Annotated in this window: 17 protein-coding genes; 10 read left to right on the top strand and 7 right to left on the bottom strand. The window is 46.9% G+C overall.

The window, feature by feature from the left end; translation table 11 throughout:
* Positions 1-34 precede the first annotated feature (34 nt).
* The 3 genes from AC07KQ_RS00790 to AC07KQ_RS00780 are packed head-to-tail and all read left to right on the top strand — an operon-like array spanning position 35 to position 2,551.
* Complete coding sequence (locus AC07KQ_RS00790) at positions 35-817, top strand: ABC transporter permease (protein ID WP_003562787.1); 783 nt, start codon at positions 35-37, stop codon at positions 815-817.
* Positions 818-821: 4 nt separating this feature from the next.
* A complete protein-coding gene (locus AC07KQ_RS00785; RefSeq protein ID WP_003659125.1) occupies positions 822-1,820 on the top strand; it encodes an ABC transporter substrate-binding protein in 999 nt (332 codons plus the stop codon).
* On the top strand, positions 1,820-2,551 hold the full coding sequence (locus tag AC07KQ_RS00780; RefSeq protein ID WP_003568695.1) for an ABC transporter ATP-binding protein: 732 nt from the start codon (positions 1,820-1,822) through the stop codon (positions 2,549-2,551). Before AC07KQ_RS00785 ends, AC07KQ_RS00780 begins: the two co-directional genes overlap by 1 nt.
* Before the next feature lie 177 nt (positions 2,552-2,728).
* On the opposite strand, the gene AC07KQ_RS00775 is transcribed toward AC07KQ_RS00780, so the two are convergent.
* The 3 genes from AC07KQ_RS00775 to AC07KQ_RS00765 form a co-directional block, all read right to left on the bottom strand.
* The gene (locus tag AC07KQ_RS00775; RefSeq protein WP_003562781.1) at positions 2,729-3,085 is read right to left on the bottom strand and encodes a hypothetical protein; all 357 of its coding nucleotides are present in this window, start codon (positions 3,083-3,085) and stop codon (positions 2,729-2,731) included.
* Positions 3,086-3,226: 141 nt separating this feature from the next.
* Complete coding sequence (locus tag AC07KQ_RS00770) at positions 3,227-3,550, bottom strand: DsrE family protein (RefSeq protein ID WP_003562778.1); 324 nt, start codon at positions 3,548-3,550, stop codon at positions 3,227-3,229.
* Positions 3,551-3,690: 140 nt separating this feature from the next.
* The gene (locus AC07KQ_RS00765) at positions 3,691-5,148 is read right to left on the bottom strand and encodes an NCS2 family permease (RefSeq protein WP_003562776.1); all 1,458 of its coding nucleotides are present in this window, start codon (positions 5,146-5,148) and stop codon (positions 3,691-3,693) included.
* 194 nt (positions 5,149-5,342) lie between these two features.
* Here AC07KQ_RS00765 and AC07KQ_RS00760 point away from each other — a divergent pair, with 194 nt between their 5' ends.
* Complete coding sequence (locus AC07KQ_RS00760) at positions 5,343-5,693, top strand: YisL family protein (RefSeq protein WP_003562774.1); 351 nt, start codon at positions 5,343-5,345, stop codon at positions 5,691-5,693.
* 173 nt (positions 5,694-5,866) lie between these two features.
* Complete coding sequence (locus AC07KQ_RS00755; RefSeq protein ID WP_003562772.1) at positions 5,867-6,229, top strand: DUF1304 domain-containing protein; 363 nt, start codon at positions 5,867-5,869, stop codon at positions 6,227-6,229.
* 124 nt (positions 6,230-6,353) lie between these two features.
* On the opposite strand, the gene AC07KQ_RS00750 is transcribed toward AC07KQ_RS00755, so the two are convergent.
* Positions 6,354-7,286 (bottom strand): quinone oxidoreductase family protein, encoded by a 933-nt coding sequence (locus AC07KQ_RS00750; RefSeq protein WP_003562770.1) that lies wholly within the window; start codon positions 7,284-7,286, stop codon positions 6,354-6,356.
* Between the two features lie 108 nt (positions 7,287-7,394).
* On the opposite strand from AC07KQ_RS00750, the gene AC07KQ_RS00745 reads away from it, so the two are divergent.
* Both AC07KQ_RS00745 and AC07KQ_RS00740 read left to right on the top strand, forming a co-directional pair.
* The gene (locus AC07KQ_RS00745) at positions 7,395-7,901 is read left to right on the top strand and encodes a MarR family winged helix-turn-helix transcriptional regulator (protein ID WP_003562768.1); all 507 of its coding nucleotides are present in this window, start codon (positions 7,395-7,397) and stop codon (positions 7,899-7,901) included.
* Positions 7,902-8,062: 161 nt separating this feature from the next.
* Entirely contained in the window at positions 8,063-8,359 is a 297-nt protein-coding gene (locus tag AC07KQ_RS00740) for a hypothetical protein (RefSeq protein WP_003562766.1), read from the top strand.
* An 82-nt stretch (positions 8,360-8,441) separates the two neighbouring features.
* Here the strand turns inward: AC07KQ_RS00740 and AC07KQ_RS00735 are convergent, their stop codons facing one another.
* Together AC07KQ_RS00735 and AC07KQ_RS00730 are read right to left on the bottom strand one after the other, a co-directional pair.
* The gene (locus AC07KQ_RS00735; protein ID WP_003562764.1) at positions 8,442-9,443 is read right to left on the bottom strand and encodes a D-2-hydroxyisocaproate dehydrogenase; all 1,002 of its coding nucleotides are present in this window, start codon (positions 9,441-9,443) and stop codon (positions 8,442-8,444) included.
* A gap of 66 nt (positions 9,444-9,509) precedes the next feature.
* Positions 9,510-10,001 (bottom strand): methylated-DNA--[protein]-cysteine S-methyltransferase, encoded by a 492-nt coding sequence (locus AC07KQ_RS00730; RefSeq protein ID WP_013245355.1) that lies wholly within the window; start codon positions 9,999-10,001, stop codon positions 9,510-9,512.
* A gap of 173 nt (positions 10,002-10,174) precedes the next feature.
* On the opposite strand from AC07KQ_RS00730, the gene AC07KQ_RS00725 reads away from it, so the two are divergent.
* Entirely contained in the window at positions 10,175-11,248 is a 1,074-nt protein-coding gene (locus AC07KQ_RS00725) for a D-alanine--D-alanine ligase family protein (RefSeq protein ID WP_003562759.1), read from the top strand.
* A gap of 153 nt (positions 11,249-11,401) precedes the next feature.
* Here the strand turns inward: AC07KQ_RS00725 and AC07KQ_RS00720 are convergent, their stop codons facing one another.
* The gene (locus AC07KQ_RS00720; protein ID WP_003562754.1) at positions 11,402-11,653 is read right to left on the bottom strand and encodes a hypothetical protein; all 252 of its coding nucleotides are present in this window, start codon (positions 11,651-11,653) and stop codon (positions 11,402-11,404) included.
* Between the two features lie 221 nt (positions 11,654-11,874).
* Between AC07KQ_RS00720 and AC07KQ_RS00715 the strand changes: the two genes are divergently transcribed.
* A complete protein-coding gene (locus tag AC07KQ_RS00715; RefSeq protein WP_003562750.1) occupies positions 11,875-12,951 on the top strand; it encodes a S66 family peptidase in 1,077 nt (358 codons plus the stop codon).
* Positions 12,952-13,167: 216 nt separating this feature from the next.
* A complete protein-coding gene (locus tag AC07KQ_RS00710) occupies positions 13,168-14,148 on the top strand; it encodes a phosphatase PAP2 family protein (RefSeq protein ID WP_003562748.1) in 981 nt (326 codons plus the stop codon).
* The last annotated feature ends 32 nt before the right edge of the window (positions 14,149-14,180 follow it).

Raw genomic sequence — 14,180 nt, 5'->3', positions numbered from 1 at the left:
AGATATTTTTGTTTATTGATCTTTGGGGGGTTGCATGATGACACCTAGAAAAAATTTATCTAGCCTCAGTGGACGTTCGCTCATAGTAGTAGGCATCTTGGGATTATGGTGGTGTATAACCAGCTCTCATCTTGTGTCAAGTGTTCTATTACCAGCCCCTACTGATGTATGGATAGCCATGTTAAATCTATTTAGATTTGGTTATAACGGTACTCCTTTTTGGCAGCATTATTTGCTCACACTGACACGAGTGGGAGTTGCCGTCAGTAGTGCCATTATTGTTGGCATTCCTTTGGGATTATTTAGTTCTTATAATACAACAATCGGTAGTTTAATCGATCCGATTATTCAGTTTCTCCGACCTATACCGCCATTGGCATATTATACACTATTAATCTTATGGCTAGGAATCGGTGAAGCGTCAAAAGTATTGCTGCTATTTTTATCGGCGCTGCCTCCAATTTATCTAGCTGCATACGATGCCGTGTCAGGGATTAATATTGAATATCGCAATAATGCCGCTTCACTAGGAGCCAATTATTGGCAAATTTTTCTTCGAGTCATTTTCCCTGCTTCATTACCTGCCATCATGACTGGTGTACGCTCTGCAGTTGGTATGGCGTATACGACTATTGTATCTGCAGAAATGATCGCTTCAACCAGCGGTATTGGTTGGATGGTAATTGACGCTTCTCACTATCTCAAAACTGATGTCATGATTGTAGATATTGTTGTCATGGGAATTACCGGTATGTTGTTAGACTGGTTTCTAAAGCAATTTAGTCATCACTTTATTCAATGGCAAGGAAGAGGGTAATCCATTGTTAACAAAATATTTTAAGCCCTTACAGGCGCTATTATTTCTGTGTTGTTGTCTTGTTCTCACAGGATGCTCTTCATCCAACACAAAGCCAACAACCATTAAGATTGGTGTCTTGAGGGTCCCTAATGACGTCGCTGTAGCACAAGAACGCAAAATGCTTCAAGCTAAATGTCGGCAGTATGGGATGAAGGTCCAGTTTATCACATTTGATTCTGGTGTAGATGCCAATAAAGCTCTGTTATCCAATTCTGTTCAGCTTGCGACTATGGGCCATACTAATGCTGTAGTTGCCATGGCTGCAAGGATTCCAGTCAAATTGGTCTGGATTAACGACATTATTGGTAGTAACGAGGCGTTGACCGTGCGTCGAAAAGCACATATTACTAATTGGGATAGTTTCAAAGGTAAAAGTATCGCAACACCTTTTGCCTCAACGTCTCACTATAGCCTAATGATGTTATTGAAACATCATCATTTGACCGGTAAAGTTCGAGTTTTAGATATGCAAACTCCCGAAATTGTTGCTGCATGGCAACGGGGTGACATTGATGGTGCATATACATGGGAGCCAAGCCTCTCAGCATTAACCGACGGCAAAGTTATGATCAACAGTCGTTCAATGGCGCAACGTGGGTATCTTACAGCCAATGTAACACTGGCCACGAATTCATTCATAAATGCGCATCCGAATATACTTCGAACAATTCTCTCTTGCCTCAATAAAGTTCATCTTCAATTTGAAAATGATCCACAAGAGTTATATCTCGATGCAGCAAAAAGTCTTAGTATGCCTACAAGTGTGATCAAAAAACAAATTGGAACTTCTCAATGGCTTAACACCCATCAACAAGAAGCCTTCATATCCCACACTTTTAGAACCCAGTTTTTTAACACTGCTCAATTCATGTGGCAACAGCAAACCTTGTCACGTCCAATTAGCCGGAAGGACTGTGCTCAATTTGTCACAGTTCGCTTTCTTAATTCTGGAGGTCAATGATGACACTACTTGACATAAATCATGTGGACTACTGTTACAACGAAGGAACGTCACCTACTATTCATAACATTAGTCTAACTGTCTGTCCGAATTCAACAACTGTCATTATAGGTCCTTCAGGCATTGGCAAGACCACATTATTAAACTTGATCGCCGGTTATCTAAAACCCAGTCAAGGAACTTTAACCATGAACGGCAAATCAATAACAGGGCCATCTTGGAAGCGCGGCGTTGTTTTTCAAACAATGGCTCTTTATCCTTGGTTAAATGTCCGTGATAACATTTTGTTTGGTCCAAAAATGCGTCATCAATCTTCAGACGATTTTACCATGCTATTAGAAAAAGCTGGATTAACTCATTATGTTAATCGCCCAATTTATACACTCTCAGGTGGTCTGAAACAACGCGTTGCCCTTGTTCGCGCGTTCATCAACCATCCTCCGTTACTCATGTTAGATGAATCGTTTGGAGCTCTAGATAACCATACACGGGCAGAGATGCATACACTATTGTTTGATCTCTGGCGTGCTACTCAAAATGCTATGATTATCATCACTCATGATATTGATGAGGCGCTTTTTCTTGGTCAACAAATTGTCGTTATTAATGGCCATCCTGGTACGATCAAAGCTGAGTATAAGAATTCTTTTTTCCAACAGCCTGTCAGCCAAGCCTATGCAGAGCCTACTTATTTGAAATTTCGAAATCGTTTGCTTAAAAATATCTGTTAAAATTACGTCACTTAGATTCCGCATGAAATAAAACGAATTTCTATTCAACTCAAAGAGGACCACGAGGGACAAGATGTGGCTCTAGTGGTCCTCTTTATATTTTGAAAATTTGTTGTTTTTTGGTTTCCAGCCTTGTTAAAAAAAGACAGCAGGACAACAAACTGCTAACTTTCGGAGTCAATTATCAGGTGTTTGCGTCACTTCATCAACCAGTATTTCGTTCCCATACTTATCAAGCGCTGGCACTTGATTACCATCCTTATCATAGATAATCGTAAATCCGCCTTTGCTCGACACCGTACTTGAATCTAAAGGTTCCTCTGCTTCGCTCTCACTAATCGCATTCTTTGTTGGTTGTTTTGATTCGGCCTGGGATGTTGATTCACGAGCGTCTTTATCACGTGAAGTTGTTGTATCCTTCTTTTCCTGCGAGGTTTGTATATTTGTTTGTTTCGACAGTGCTGGAATAGTAACAAGTATTCCCACGCAAAAAAATACCGTGAGAATGATGCCTACTGCAGTACCCTTCTTCATAGTAGAGTTCCTCCTTGTTTATATAAAAGCATAAATTTTTTATAGGGTTAGTATCCGACCCGGTCAATGAGCGGTTTTCTAATCAATAATATCTGTTCATCAATTCACTGGGCCTTTTTTACTACATTCATTTTCGTTCTATCAAGGCTTAATATACCCATACCCAGCCGCCTCAGCTTGTGCCAGTTTAACAACCCCGACCGGCACCACTGGTACGCCAGCCGGTAATTTTGTTTCGTCCAAGTGACGTTGCTGTAGGGAATTGTGGCAGGCAAAAAAGTGAGCCTGAGGATGCGCAGCGATGAAGGCGGCTACCTTTTGGTCAAAAAAGACGGTGATGCCATCACCATTCACCAGCACTTCGATGTCTGCATCTGGCTCCGCCGCCAGATAGTTGTCGAGATTGGACGCCAAGTGTGGCCAGCGTTCAGTTGTATCTAAATGAAAAATCGTTTTTAATGTCATCTTGTCTCACCTCAGCTTGAGGATACCACGAGTCGCCCATCAAAAAGAAGCTGAAACAGATTGCCACCCTGCGCGTTTGGTTACAGCGCAGTGGCAGTGTCTGTTTCAGCTTCTTTTAAAAGACAGCGGTTAGTTGTGTGTTACAGCGATGCCAGAATCACGAAGTTCAGAATGAACCCGATTGTGACAATTGCCAAAACTGGGTGGATTTCCTTAACCTTGCCGGTGATCAGCTTGATCAGGCAATAGAAAATGAAGCCTGCCGCGATCCCGTATGAGATGTTGTAGACAAAGCCCATGACGATGGATGCCATGAAGGCCGGAACGGCTTGGGAAAGATCTTCCCATTCGATTTCCTTGAAGGTGCTCATCATCATGATCCCGACCAAGATCAAGGCAGGTGCCAAAGCTTGGGTCGGTACAATGGCGATGAATGGTGCAAAGACTGAGCTGAGCAGGAACATGCCGGCAACGACAACCGAAGTCAGCCCAGTTCGGCCACCAGCACCGATGCCGGCAGCACTTTCAACATAGGTCGTGACGTTACTGGTACCGAAGATGGAGCCAACACCTGTCGCAATTGAATCTGCAAACAGGGCGCGATCCATTTTAGACGAGAAGCCTGAACCTTGTTCCAGAGCACGTTCGTCAGCATCCGAGAAAATCCCGGTGCGCCGGCCTGTGCCTATGAAGGTTCCCAATGTGTCGAAAATGTCGGAGAAACTGAAAGCAAAAATGGTCATGATTGACAGGGCAATTTTGTCTGGGCTGGTAAATAACGATCCCATCCCCTTAGCGGAAAAAGCGGCGCCAAAGGTTGTCTGCAATGATGCAAAAGTGCTGCTAAAGGAATTTGCAGCGCTCAGATGCAAGTTGGTCACGCCCATTGGAATCCCAATGATGGTCGTCAGCAGAATCCCGATCAGAATTGCGCCGGGAACTTTTTTGACGTTCAGAATAACCATGATGATCAAACCAATCAGGGCCAGCAAAGCACCTGCTTGGGTGAAGTTAACCAGTGCCGGCACAATGCCACCGTTGGAAACAACCGATTCAACCCCATGTTTGAGCGTCAGTGCGCCCGCCTTCAACGGTTGGCCGTTGATGGTGTTAATGCTGGAAGCTTCAGAAGTAAATTGTAAGAAGCCGGCGTTCTTGATCCCAATGTAAGCCACGAAGACCCCGATCCCACCGCCAATCGCATGCTGGATGGTTTCTGGAATCGCGACAATGATTAATTTCCGAATTTTGGTGACAGTGATTAAAATGTTGATCACGCCACAAATGAAGACCAGCGCCAAGGCTTCTTGCCAACTGAATCCCAGCGCGAAAACAACCGTATAAGTGAAGAAAGCATTGAGTCCCATGCCTGGTGCCAACGCGTACGGCACATTAGCGAAAAGACCCATGACCAGCGTTCCGACCGCACTGGCAATGATCGTTGCCAAGAAAACGGCCTGAGCCGGCATCCCCGTCTGTGATAGGACTTGGGGATTAACGAATAAAATATATGACATTGCAAAAAATGTGGTTAGACCTGCCATGACCTCGGTCATTGGCGTGGTCTTATTGTCTTTCAAATGAAAAAAGTTTTCCATGACACGCTCCCCTAAACTGTGAATATGAAAAGTGTACCCGAGACTGACGGCAGTTGCAATATAAAATACGTTTATTTTTCTTTTTTTTATGATTAATGTTCGTGTTTTCCCTAATTTTAAACACGCTCGTCAGGCTTTTCGGAAAGCGGTATGATGAGACTACAACATTCATTTACAGAAAGAAGGTCATTTTTATGTGGCTCTGGATGCATCTTGTTTCATGGGCAGTTCTAATCATTGCAGCGGGGATCGCTCTTTTTAGCAAGACTCGCCAGTTTCTGTTATGGACGATGATCACCCGCGTTTGTTATCTTGTTTCCATTGTGAGCGGCATTGTCTTGATGCGCTTTGCTTTTGCGCGCAATCCGTTGTTGACGGTGGTTAAAATTCTAATCGCAATTGGCCTCATCGGCTTAATCGAGATCGCCTTCGCCGGCAAAAAGGACCATCGCCTGAGCAAACCGATTGTGTGGAGCACCCTTGCAGCGTTAGTATTGGTGACAGTCGCTGGATTTGCCTTAGCCCAATTCCGACCGTTCATCTAATCACAGAGCGTGAGCTGACACGGTTAGAAACCGGAGCATAAGCGGCCTCCAACATAAATGGCCGGGCTTTGGTCATTTATGTTGAAGGTCCTTATGTGCAGGTTTCTGTGCCTGCGAACGCGTTTAGAAAAACCGGGAACCAGTTTCGTTTAGAAAGAAACGGAGGTGACACCGTGTCACTTATCAGCACTTTACTTGTCGGCTTGCTCGGTTTATTGCATTTGACGATCATGGCTTTGGAAATGTTCGGCAAACCAGAAAGTCAGGCCGAAAACTTCAGCATGCCGCTTGCTTTTGTTAAACAACCCAATGCTCAAATTGCATTGAAAAATCAAGGCATCTATAACGGTGCTCTCGCTGTTGTCATGTTGCTCAGCCTAATACTGCTGCACGGCACTGATCAATTGATTACCTTGCGGCTGTTAACCGGCTTTGTCACCGTCGTGGGTCTATACGGCGGCGCGACCGTTAGCAAAAAGATCTACTTTGTGCAAGCAATTCCCGGTGCCCTTACCTGCCTGACCTTATTCTTTTAACTGATTCGTTAAGTCACTGTGCAATGTGCATCCTGAACGCTTCACTTAATGCGTTTTTCGGAATCATGAAAACCACGATCATGACAAAAGGCGTTCTCACAAACGAGAACGCCTTTTGCATGGGCTAAGGTTGGAACACGAGTCGAGCCGCACCGCGATCTTGCCAGTGATCATGCACCTGACTGAGTGGCAGGACAGTTGTCGGTGTCACAAACTTTCCGGCGGCTAAAGCCGTGAATAAAGCGGGCAATTCCCGTTGATAGTCAGCCAATGTCAGACTGCCTTGGCCACTGCCGACCAACGTTAATCCGGTACTGCGCAAAGCAGCGGCCGGCAAGGACAATGTTGGCCCAGCGGCACCACCAATCTCAATCCAAATCAACTTGGCAGCATGATCACGCCGCGCTTTTAGCAGTGTCATCATCACGGTTGCGCTGGGTGCGCCCCATAGAAAATCAAGCACAATGTCGGCTGGCGGTAAAGCCGCCAAGGCAGCAGTGTCACCAAGCTGCACTGTCGTATCAGCACCAAGATCGCTTAAGGCCGCCAACTTGTCACGATTTCGACCAACCCCCGCCACATGTGCAGCGCCCATTGTTTTAGCAATTTGAACAGCGGCAGTTCCGGCCGCCCCCGTTGCACCCAGAACAAGAACCCGCTTGCCAACAACCTGCCCAGCTTTGACGCGCAAGGCCATCCAGCCTGCCATTGCCGGATTCACACTCGCGGCAATTTGCGCAGGATCAGCATCTTCCGGCAGTGGAAACATTAGCTGTTGCTGCGTCACTGTTTGCTCAGCTAAAGCGCCGAATTTTGGATCGCGTGTTAGAAAATAAACCAGTTGCCCATCACTGGTGCGACCAACGCCATCGAGTCCGGGAATAAATGGGAGCTCAGGGGTTTGGGTATAATGGGACCCATCCGCCTGCGAACGAACACGTTGATTCACACTGCTGGCCAAAACTGTGATCAATACCTGCTTAGGCGCTGGCTTCGGTGCTGGAAAATCCCCATAAATGGGGGCTTGGTCTAAATGAGTTACAATTGCTGCTTTCAAAGGACCACCTAGTTTCTTGAAATTTAATTACCTGTAATATATTCTAGAGTGTAGCCCCACAATCTTCTGTTGTCAAAATATATTACCTGTAATTAAAAGGAGGCACTTATGGCCGCTGATTTCACCCAATTACAACAAGCCATTCGCTTGCTCAATGCCCATACTCGAGCTGCTGATGAGCAAGCGTGGCAAGTGCTTTTTGATCGTTGGCTGGCAACTTTACCCTCTGAAACTCGCCGGCAAATGCAAACAGTTCGGTTTAATCATGCCCAATTGACGTTACTCACAACGCTGGATCAAAGCAGTCGCAAACAACTGCGCAATCAGGATTTAACCGCTGCTGTTCCGTTCTCACAAGGCCTAGTCTCACGCTATGTTGCTCGCCTTGTTCAATTAAACTTGCTGACAAAATTATCCTTGCCCGACAATCGCAAGGCCTACATTGTTGCACTAACTCCGCTTGGTCAACAAGTCGCTGCCTTACATCAGCAAATGCATCATCACACAAATGCTCAACTCGCCTCTGTACTTCATACCCTTGATCCACAAGATGTTCAAACTACCATTCAGGTACTCACAAAACTGACGGCTCAGCCTTTACATCCCAAGTCTTAGTCCCACTCGCGATACGCTCGCCATAACGCGCTCGCCAGCGCTGAAACCTGCGTGTAAGGACCTTCGTCGCAATGACCAAAGAACGGTCATCACGCCCAAGGCCACTTACACTTCGGTTCCACCCGCGTTGGCTCACGCTCACTTTAAAGGAGGAATTTACGATGGTTCTCATTTCGATCCTGCTCGATCTTATCGCTCTTGGCGGGTACTTTCTGGTCACTGCCAGTACAACGCAACCGGTTTTTTGGTTGCTCACGATTGTTGAGAGCATCATTGTCGTTATTCTGGCAGGCTTTTTCTTCTCTTACCGTGGCAAACGCCGTTCACGCTTTTATGATCCTGACATAGGCGCCAGACCGTACACCATTCGTTTTTCAATCATTGCCGTCTCCTTGTTCGTCAATGGCGCTGCCTTGTTCGTTTATATCATGGCAATTCGTGGCAATTCGATTTTTTAAGCAATCAATCCCAATATTAAAAAACGTGCTCTGCCATTAACGTATTCGTCAATAGGCAGGGCACGTTTTGCTATTCAGTTGACTACTTTGCTGGACCAGTAACTTCCGTGCTGGTTTCGCCTTTGGTCAAGAAATCAACGAGATGTTGTAGTGAGAAGTAAACCATATTATGCACAGCCGTCTCGGTGTAGTAGGCAATGTGCGGGCTGAGGACAACATTTGGCATCCCCAACAGCTCATCCCACAACGGATCCTTGAAGCTACCGTGCTTGGCGAGATTCAACAAGTCCTCGGTTTCGTATTCATAGGTGTCAATCCCGACACCGGCCAACTTGCCAGACTTAAGATTGCTGAGCATGGCTTGCGTGTCAATCAGATTTGGCCGAGCCGTGTTGATCACAATCGCACCCGGTTTCATCAAATCAAATGCTGCTTCATTGATAATGTGGGTATTTTGTTCAATCCCAGGAACATGAAGATCAATGATATCACTTTGCTTAAAGAGGTCTTCAAGGCTGACATAGTCAAAATCTGGGTGATCGCCCTTCATTGGATAAGGATCGTAAGCAATCACTTTGGCGCCAAAGCCTTTGAACAGTTTGATAGCAACCTGCCCAATATGACCGGTGCCCATCACGCCAACGGTTTGTTGACCGAGTTCCTTACCGATGAAGGTGCCCGCTTTTTCATAATCGCCCGCCTGTAGTTGCGCCTGTACTTTACCCATATTACGTAGCAAGTACAAAGTATCGGTCAAAGCAAATTCAGCAATCGCTGCTGGCGAATAAGCCGGTACATTGCTCAAACGAATGCCGTATTGCTTCATGGCAGTCATATCAATGTTATCCGTACCCACATTCCGAATCGTCAGGAACTTGATACCATACGCGTGCATTTTTTCAAAAACGCCGGCTGCATATGGCGTTGTCTGCAATGAATTGATGCCATCAAACCCTTTAGCCCATTCAACGGTGTTTTCATCGAGAAATTCTGTATGGTATTCAAGTGTGTTGCCTGTATCCTTGGCCCATTGCTTGAAATATTGAATCTCGTCAACGCGTGCACCGTAAGCAATAATCTTCATGTGTTAAACTTCCTTTCCAATTTGTCCACTCACCAGTATACAAGATGCCTCTGTGAAAAAGCATCTTTAAAAAATGGGCCGCTGCCCTTGTTCAAGTGCCAACAAGTCGCGCTTCATTGGCAAACCGCCACGAAAGCCACCCAAACCACCATCTTTGCGCAGGACGCGATGACAAGGCACAGCGATCATAACGGGATTCTTCCCGACCGCAGAGCCGACTGCTTGGAAGGCATGCGGATGACCGACTGCGGCTGCCACCTGTGCGTACGTTCGGGTCTCTCCATAAGGAATCGTCTGCAGATACTGCCAAACGGCTTCTTGCAGCGGTGTCCCATGGTAAGTCACCTGTACTGTGATGGTTTGCGCCTTGCCAGTAAGATAATCATCAATGGCGTTTTGAAACGGCAACATCTCTTCTTGATTAAATTCAAGTGAACCGCTGACATAATCAGCCGCCTCGCTAAGCGGCGCATCCGGTGACCCGACGAAGGCCAGTTTCCCTTGATCGGCCACGATAAAATAGGCGTGATTGGGCATTGCTAACCGTGTGTATTGCATTCTTTGACTCCTTATCTGCGCTGTTTAGAGAAAGCGCGTTCACAACCATGGCAGAGGGTTTAAAAGCCTTCTTAATATTACACCATTTTTTAGCATCTTTATCGCCGATGAGCCCGGATTGTGCTAAACTGAGGTTTCTATCAAACTCGGATAATACGCGGAGGTACTATCACATGAAAATTGTCGTTTTAGCAGGCGGCCGGAGCACGGAGCGCAATGTGTCCATTTCTAGCGGCTACCGGATCACGAACGCCTTGCGGCAAAAAGGGCAGCAGGCCACCTTTATTGACCTGTTTCTTGGCTACGACCTCGAAGGGAAGACGGTCGAACAGGTTTTTGATGACGCCAACACCAGCAAGGATCTGAATATTTCAGATGCGATTCTGACTGATGAAGACATCAATAAGTTACGGCCAGATGGCAGCACCCAGCTATTTGGTCCCAATGTTATGGCGATCTGCAAAGCAGCGGACATTGTTTTCCTCGCTTTGCATGGTGGCGATGGCGAAAACGGTAAGGTTCAGGCTGTGTTTGACATCAACGGGGTCAAGTATACTGGCTCTGGCCCGCTGGCTTCAGGCATCACCATGAACAAGGTTTTCAGTAAGGAAGTCATGTTGTATCATGGCATTCAGACTTCAGGATTCAAGGAATTCAAGCGCGATCAAGGGCCAAAACAAACGGTCCCGTTTGATTTTCCAGTTGTTGTCAAGCCAACATCCGGCGGTTCCAGCGTTGGGACACATATTATTCATAATCAGGAAGAACTCGAAAGTGGTCTTGAAGATGTTTTCCGCTTCGACAACAGTGCCATTGTTGAAGAGTTCACCCCAGGTCGCGAATTCTCGTTAGGCGTTGTCAATGGCCACGCTTACTCGGCCATTGAAATCAAGGTGCGTTCTGGTTGGTATGATTTCAAGCATAAATTCCAAGCCGGCTACACCGACTTCATCACCCCGCCAAAGGATCTCGATGAAGATGTCCATCAGGCTATGAAAGATGTTGCCGTCCAAACGATGGATGTTCTGGGCCTGCAAAATTACGGCCGAATCGACTTCTTCGCCAACGAAAAAGGTGTTTGGGTCATTGAAGCCAACAACCTGCCGGGGATGACACCACTGTCACTGTTGCCGCAAGAAGCCGAAGCAGACGGTGTTGACTACGGCGATTTGGTGATGGATATTGTCAACGGCAAGCTCAAGCTCTACGCTGACGGCATGACCGAGGCTGGACTCTTAACGAAGTAAGCCACAACGGCCAAAATATATCTTCATTTTGCTCAAAGTAACCATAAAAAGTCGCTATCTGAAATCAACGTGATGCCGTTGACGATTCAGATAGCGACTTTTTCTTTGAGTACGAGCAGATTTCTGCAACTGGGAGCGCGTATCGCCTACAGTTCACACCCACCGTGGCGACTGCGGAAACTCAATTGTATCCCCGACTTTGACAGGTGCCGTGACGAGCAACCCGAGACACGGGACTTCGTCAGTATGGTGCGGATGTTGCCGCTTCTCAATCGCACAGACTTTACCTGTTGTCGTGCCATTAAGGCGGATCGGATCGCCCGGCTGAATGCGTTCAACCGGAGGCGCAATCGTGATCACTGTGCCACGCCCAGTAATCGTGGCAGTCGCTTGGATGGTATACATATCGCTTTCCCCCTGATACTGTGTCTTGTTAAAAATCGCACAGTTTAATTAACCAACACTTCCTGATAGGTCTTCTATTCGATCGTAACAGGTTGCCAGCCGGAAAAACAAGCAACCGGTTTACGGTTAGAACGACGATGGTGTCATCTTTTTGCCCGCTTGCGTTTCCTGCATGTTCAATAGATAATTAATGCATTGTATGAGAAAGCAGGGAGATCTTTATGATAAAACCGCAAGCATTACAGCCACATGATCAAGTTGCCATTGTCAGCCTCAGCGCCGGAACACTAGGTGAAAGCTTTGCAGCCCATCAGCTTCAACTTGGGACTGAGCGATTGAAAGCCATGAAGCTGGAACCGTGCTTTATGCCAAACGCCTTACGCGGCCAAGCCTATCTCAAAGCCCATCCAGAAGCACGCGCAGCAGATTTAAAAGCCGCTTTCCTTGACCCGAGCATCAAAGGTATCATCTGTGCCATCGGCGGCGATGATACTTACCGAATCATCCCTTACCTGCTAGATGATCCGGCTTTCACGCAAGCAGTCGCTGATCATCCCAAACTATTCACTGGTTTTTCCGACACGACCATTGACCATCTCATGTTTTATCAATTAAGCATGACTAGCTTTTATGGGCCTAATTTTTTAAATGATCTAGCTGAATTAGACACGCGCATGTTGCCGTACACCGCCGCCAGTTTTCAGCATTATTTCAAAAATCCGGCCACAACGGCGATTAGTTCCAGCCCGACTTGGTACGACGAACGCACGGACTTTTCAGAAAGTCAGTTAGGGGTACCGCGAAAATCACACAAAGAACAGCATGGCTACCTCGCGCTGCGGGGTCAAGGCCGGGTCACTGGCACCTTACTTGGTGGCTGTCTCGATAGTCTCCACGACTTAATCTACCCGGTTCGCTATCAGGACGAACCAGAAGTGGCCAAAAAGTACCAGCTCTTCCCGCAAGACTGGACCAACAAGATCCTTTTCATTGAAACATCAGAAGACAAAATAACCCCCGCAACTTACCGCACCTATTTAGAACATCTTGATGAACATGGCGTTCTTGCACAAGTGAAGGCGATTCTCGTTGGCAAGCCCCAAAATGAAACTTACTTTGACGCTTACCAGCAGGTGCTGCTTGATATCACCCAACCATACAAGACGCCGATTCTGTACAACCTGAATTTTGGCCACGCCTATCCGCGAACCGTCCTGCCATACGGCCTGCAAACGACGGTCGATTTCGATCAGCGTCAAGTTACGGTAGATGAACCTTATTTTGCTGATAAGTTGTAAACTTCGTATCGACCACTTAAATGTTGCGTACAGGTACCGTAAATCCCGACCTTTTCTGTAAACTATGTGCTATTTTCAAAGAGCGAGAGCAGGAGCGCTGAGAAACTGAAGTGTCAGTGGCCTTGAAGTGAAAGGACCGCCTTTTTGGTCCTTTTGCTTCAAGGTCCTTACACGGAAGTTTCTGCGACTGCGAACGCGTCTAAGGAGGGAAAGGCTATGGACCAAACGCAAAAATTGAATGCTCCGATTCGCAAACATATTTTCTTGATCGTTGCTGGTGTACTGCTTTTATTGTTAGCTGCCGCTGCTGGTTTTGACTGGCAAATCTCGCAAACCATTGGTGATATGAACGACCCATTCGCCACTTTGTTCCAAGACGTTGGGCTGTGGACCGCACCGTTGATCATCATGCTCAGTTGCAACATTGTTTGTTATTATGCTATTCGTTCACAACAGCTGGCGTGGTATACCCGCACCTTAATGGTGATCGGTAGTGTCATCTACGCTGGTTGGGAACTTTGGGCCGGCTACCTCAAGTATGCCATGACCATGGTGATCACCTCGCTGAATGATATCAACGCTGGCAAACCAATGGGCATGGCTAACTCTGACGGCAGCAAGCTGACACTGCCGGGTGCCACCAGTATCATTTTGTTCCTCGTTCTCTACCTCGCCGTGTTCGTTGGCAGTCAGTACTGGCTCGCCCACAAAACCGATGAACAGCTTCATTACTTATTGAAAATGGCCGTTGTTGCCACCTTGGTCTGCCTGCTATCTGACCAAATCGTCAATGCCATGAAAACTTTCTGGGGCCGCTTCCGTCCTTATGAATTAAACGGCAATCCGACCCACTTCACAAGCTGGTTCCAGCCAAACGGCGCCAATGGTCACATGAGCTTCCCATCTGGTCATACCCAAACCGCCGCGACCTTGCTAACTTTGACATGGTTCGTCGATCGTGACAAGCCAAAACGCCAGCGGCTGGTCTTTTGGCTCACCTTCGCTTACGGCGCCGTCATGGCCTACACCCGCGTGCGCATCCTCGCCCATTTCACCGGTGATGTCACCATGAGTCTGATCCTCACATGGTCGCTCATTCTGATCCTAGCCGCGGTTGTACAACAACCATTAGTCGATTGGGAAGCCCTAACCGCCCGCTCGTCAGCGAAAAACTTAAACACAGAACCAATCTCCTGAAACGCAACTTACCAACACCGCTTATATCAAAA

The sequence above is a fragment of the Lacticaseibacillus sp. YLM2-1 genome (genome assembly GCF_056583465.1).
Note: the sequence above shows the minus strand (reverse complement) of the source record. Positions and strands in the feature narration are given on the sequence as shown.

Coding starts and splice junctions, on each gene's coding strand:
- AC07KQ_RS00790 (WP_003562787.1), top strand. CDS start 35: ATGATGACACCTAGAAAAAATTTATCTAGCCTCAGTGGACGTTCGCTC.
- AC07KQ_RS00780 (WP_003568695.1), top strand. CDS start 1,820: ATGACACTACTTGACATAAATCATGTGGACTACTGTTACAACGAAGGA.
- AC07KQ_RS00775 (WP_003562781.1), bottom strand. CDS start 3,085: ATGAAGAAGGGTACTGCAGTAGGCATCATTCTCACGGTATTTTTTTGC.
- AC07KQ_RS00770 (WP_003562778.1), bottom strand. CDS start 3,550: ATGACATTAAAAACGATTTTTCATTTAGATACAACTGAACGCTGGCCA.
- AC07KQ_RS00765 (WP_003562776.1), bottom strand. CDS start 5,148: ATGGAAAACTTTTTTCATTTGAAAGACAATAAGACCACGCCAATGACC.
- AC07KQ_RS00760 (WP_003562774.1), top strand. CDS start 5,343: ATGTGGCTCTGGATGCATCTTGTTTCATGGGCAGTTCTAATCATTGCA.
- AC07KQ_RS00745 (WP_003562768.1), top strand. CDS start 7,395: ATGGCCGCTGATTTCACCCAATTACAACAAGCCATTCGCTTGCTCAAT.
- AC07KQ_RS00740 (WP_003562766.1), top strand. CDS start 8,063: ATGGTTCTCATTTCGATCCTGCTCGATCTTATCGCTCTTGGCGGGTAC.
- AC07KQ_RS00735 (WP_003562764.1), bottom strand. CDS start 9,443: ATGAAGATTATTGCTTACGGTGCACGCGTTGACGAGATTCAATATTTC.
- AC07KQ_RS00730 (WP_013245355.1), bottom strand. CDS start 10,001: ATGCAATACACACGGTTAGCAATGCCCAATCACGCCTATTTTATCGTG.
- AC07KQ_RS00725 (WP_003562759.1), top strand. CDS start 10,175: ATGAAAATTGTCGTTTTAGCAGGCGGCCGGAGCACGGAGCGCAATGTG.
- AC07KQ_RS00720 (WP_003562754.1), bottom strand. CDS start 11,653: ATGTATACCATCCAAGCGACTGCCACGATTACTGGGCGTGGCACAGTG.
- AC07KQ_RS00715 (WP_003562750.1), top strand. CDS start 11,875: ATGATAAAACCGCAAGCATTACAGCCACATGATCAAGTTGCCATTGTC.
- AC07KQ_RS00710 (WP_003562748.1), top strand. CDS start 13,168: ATGGACCAAACGCAAAAATTGAATGCTCCGATTCGCAAACATATTTTC.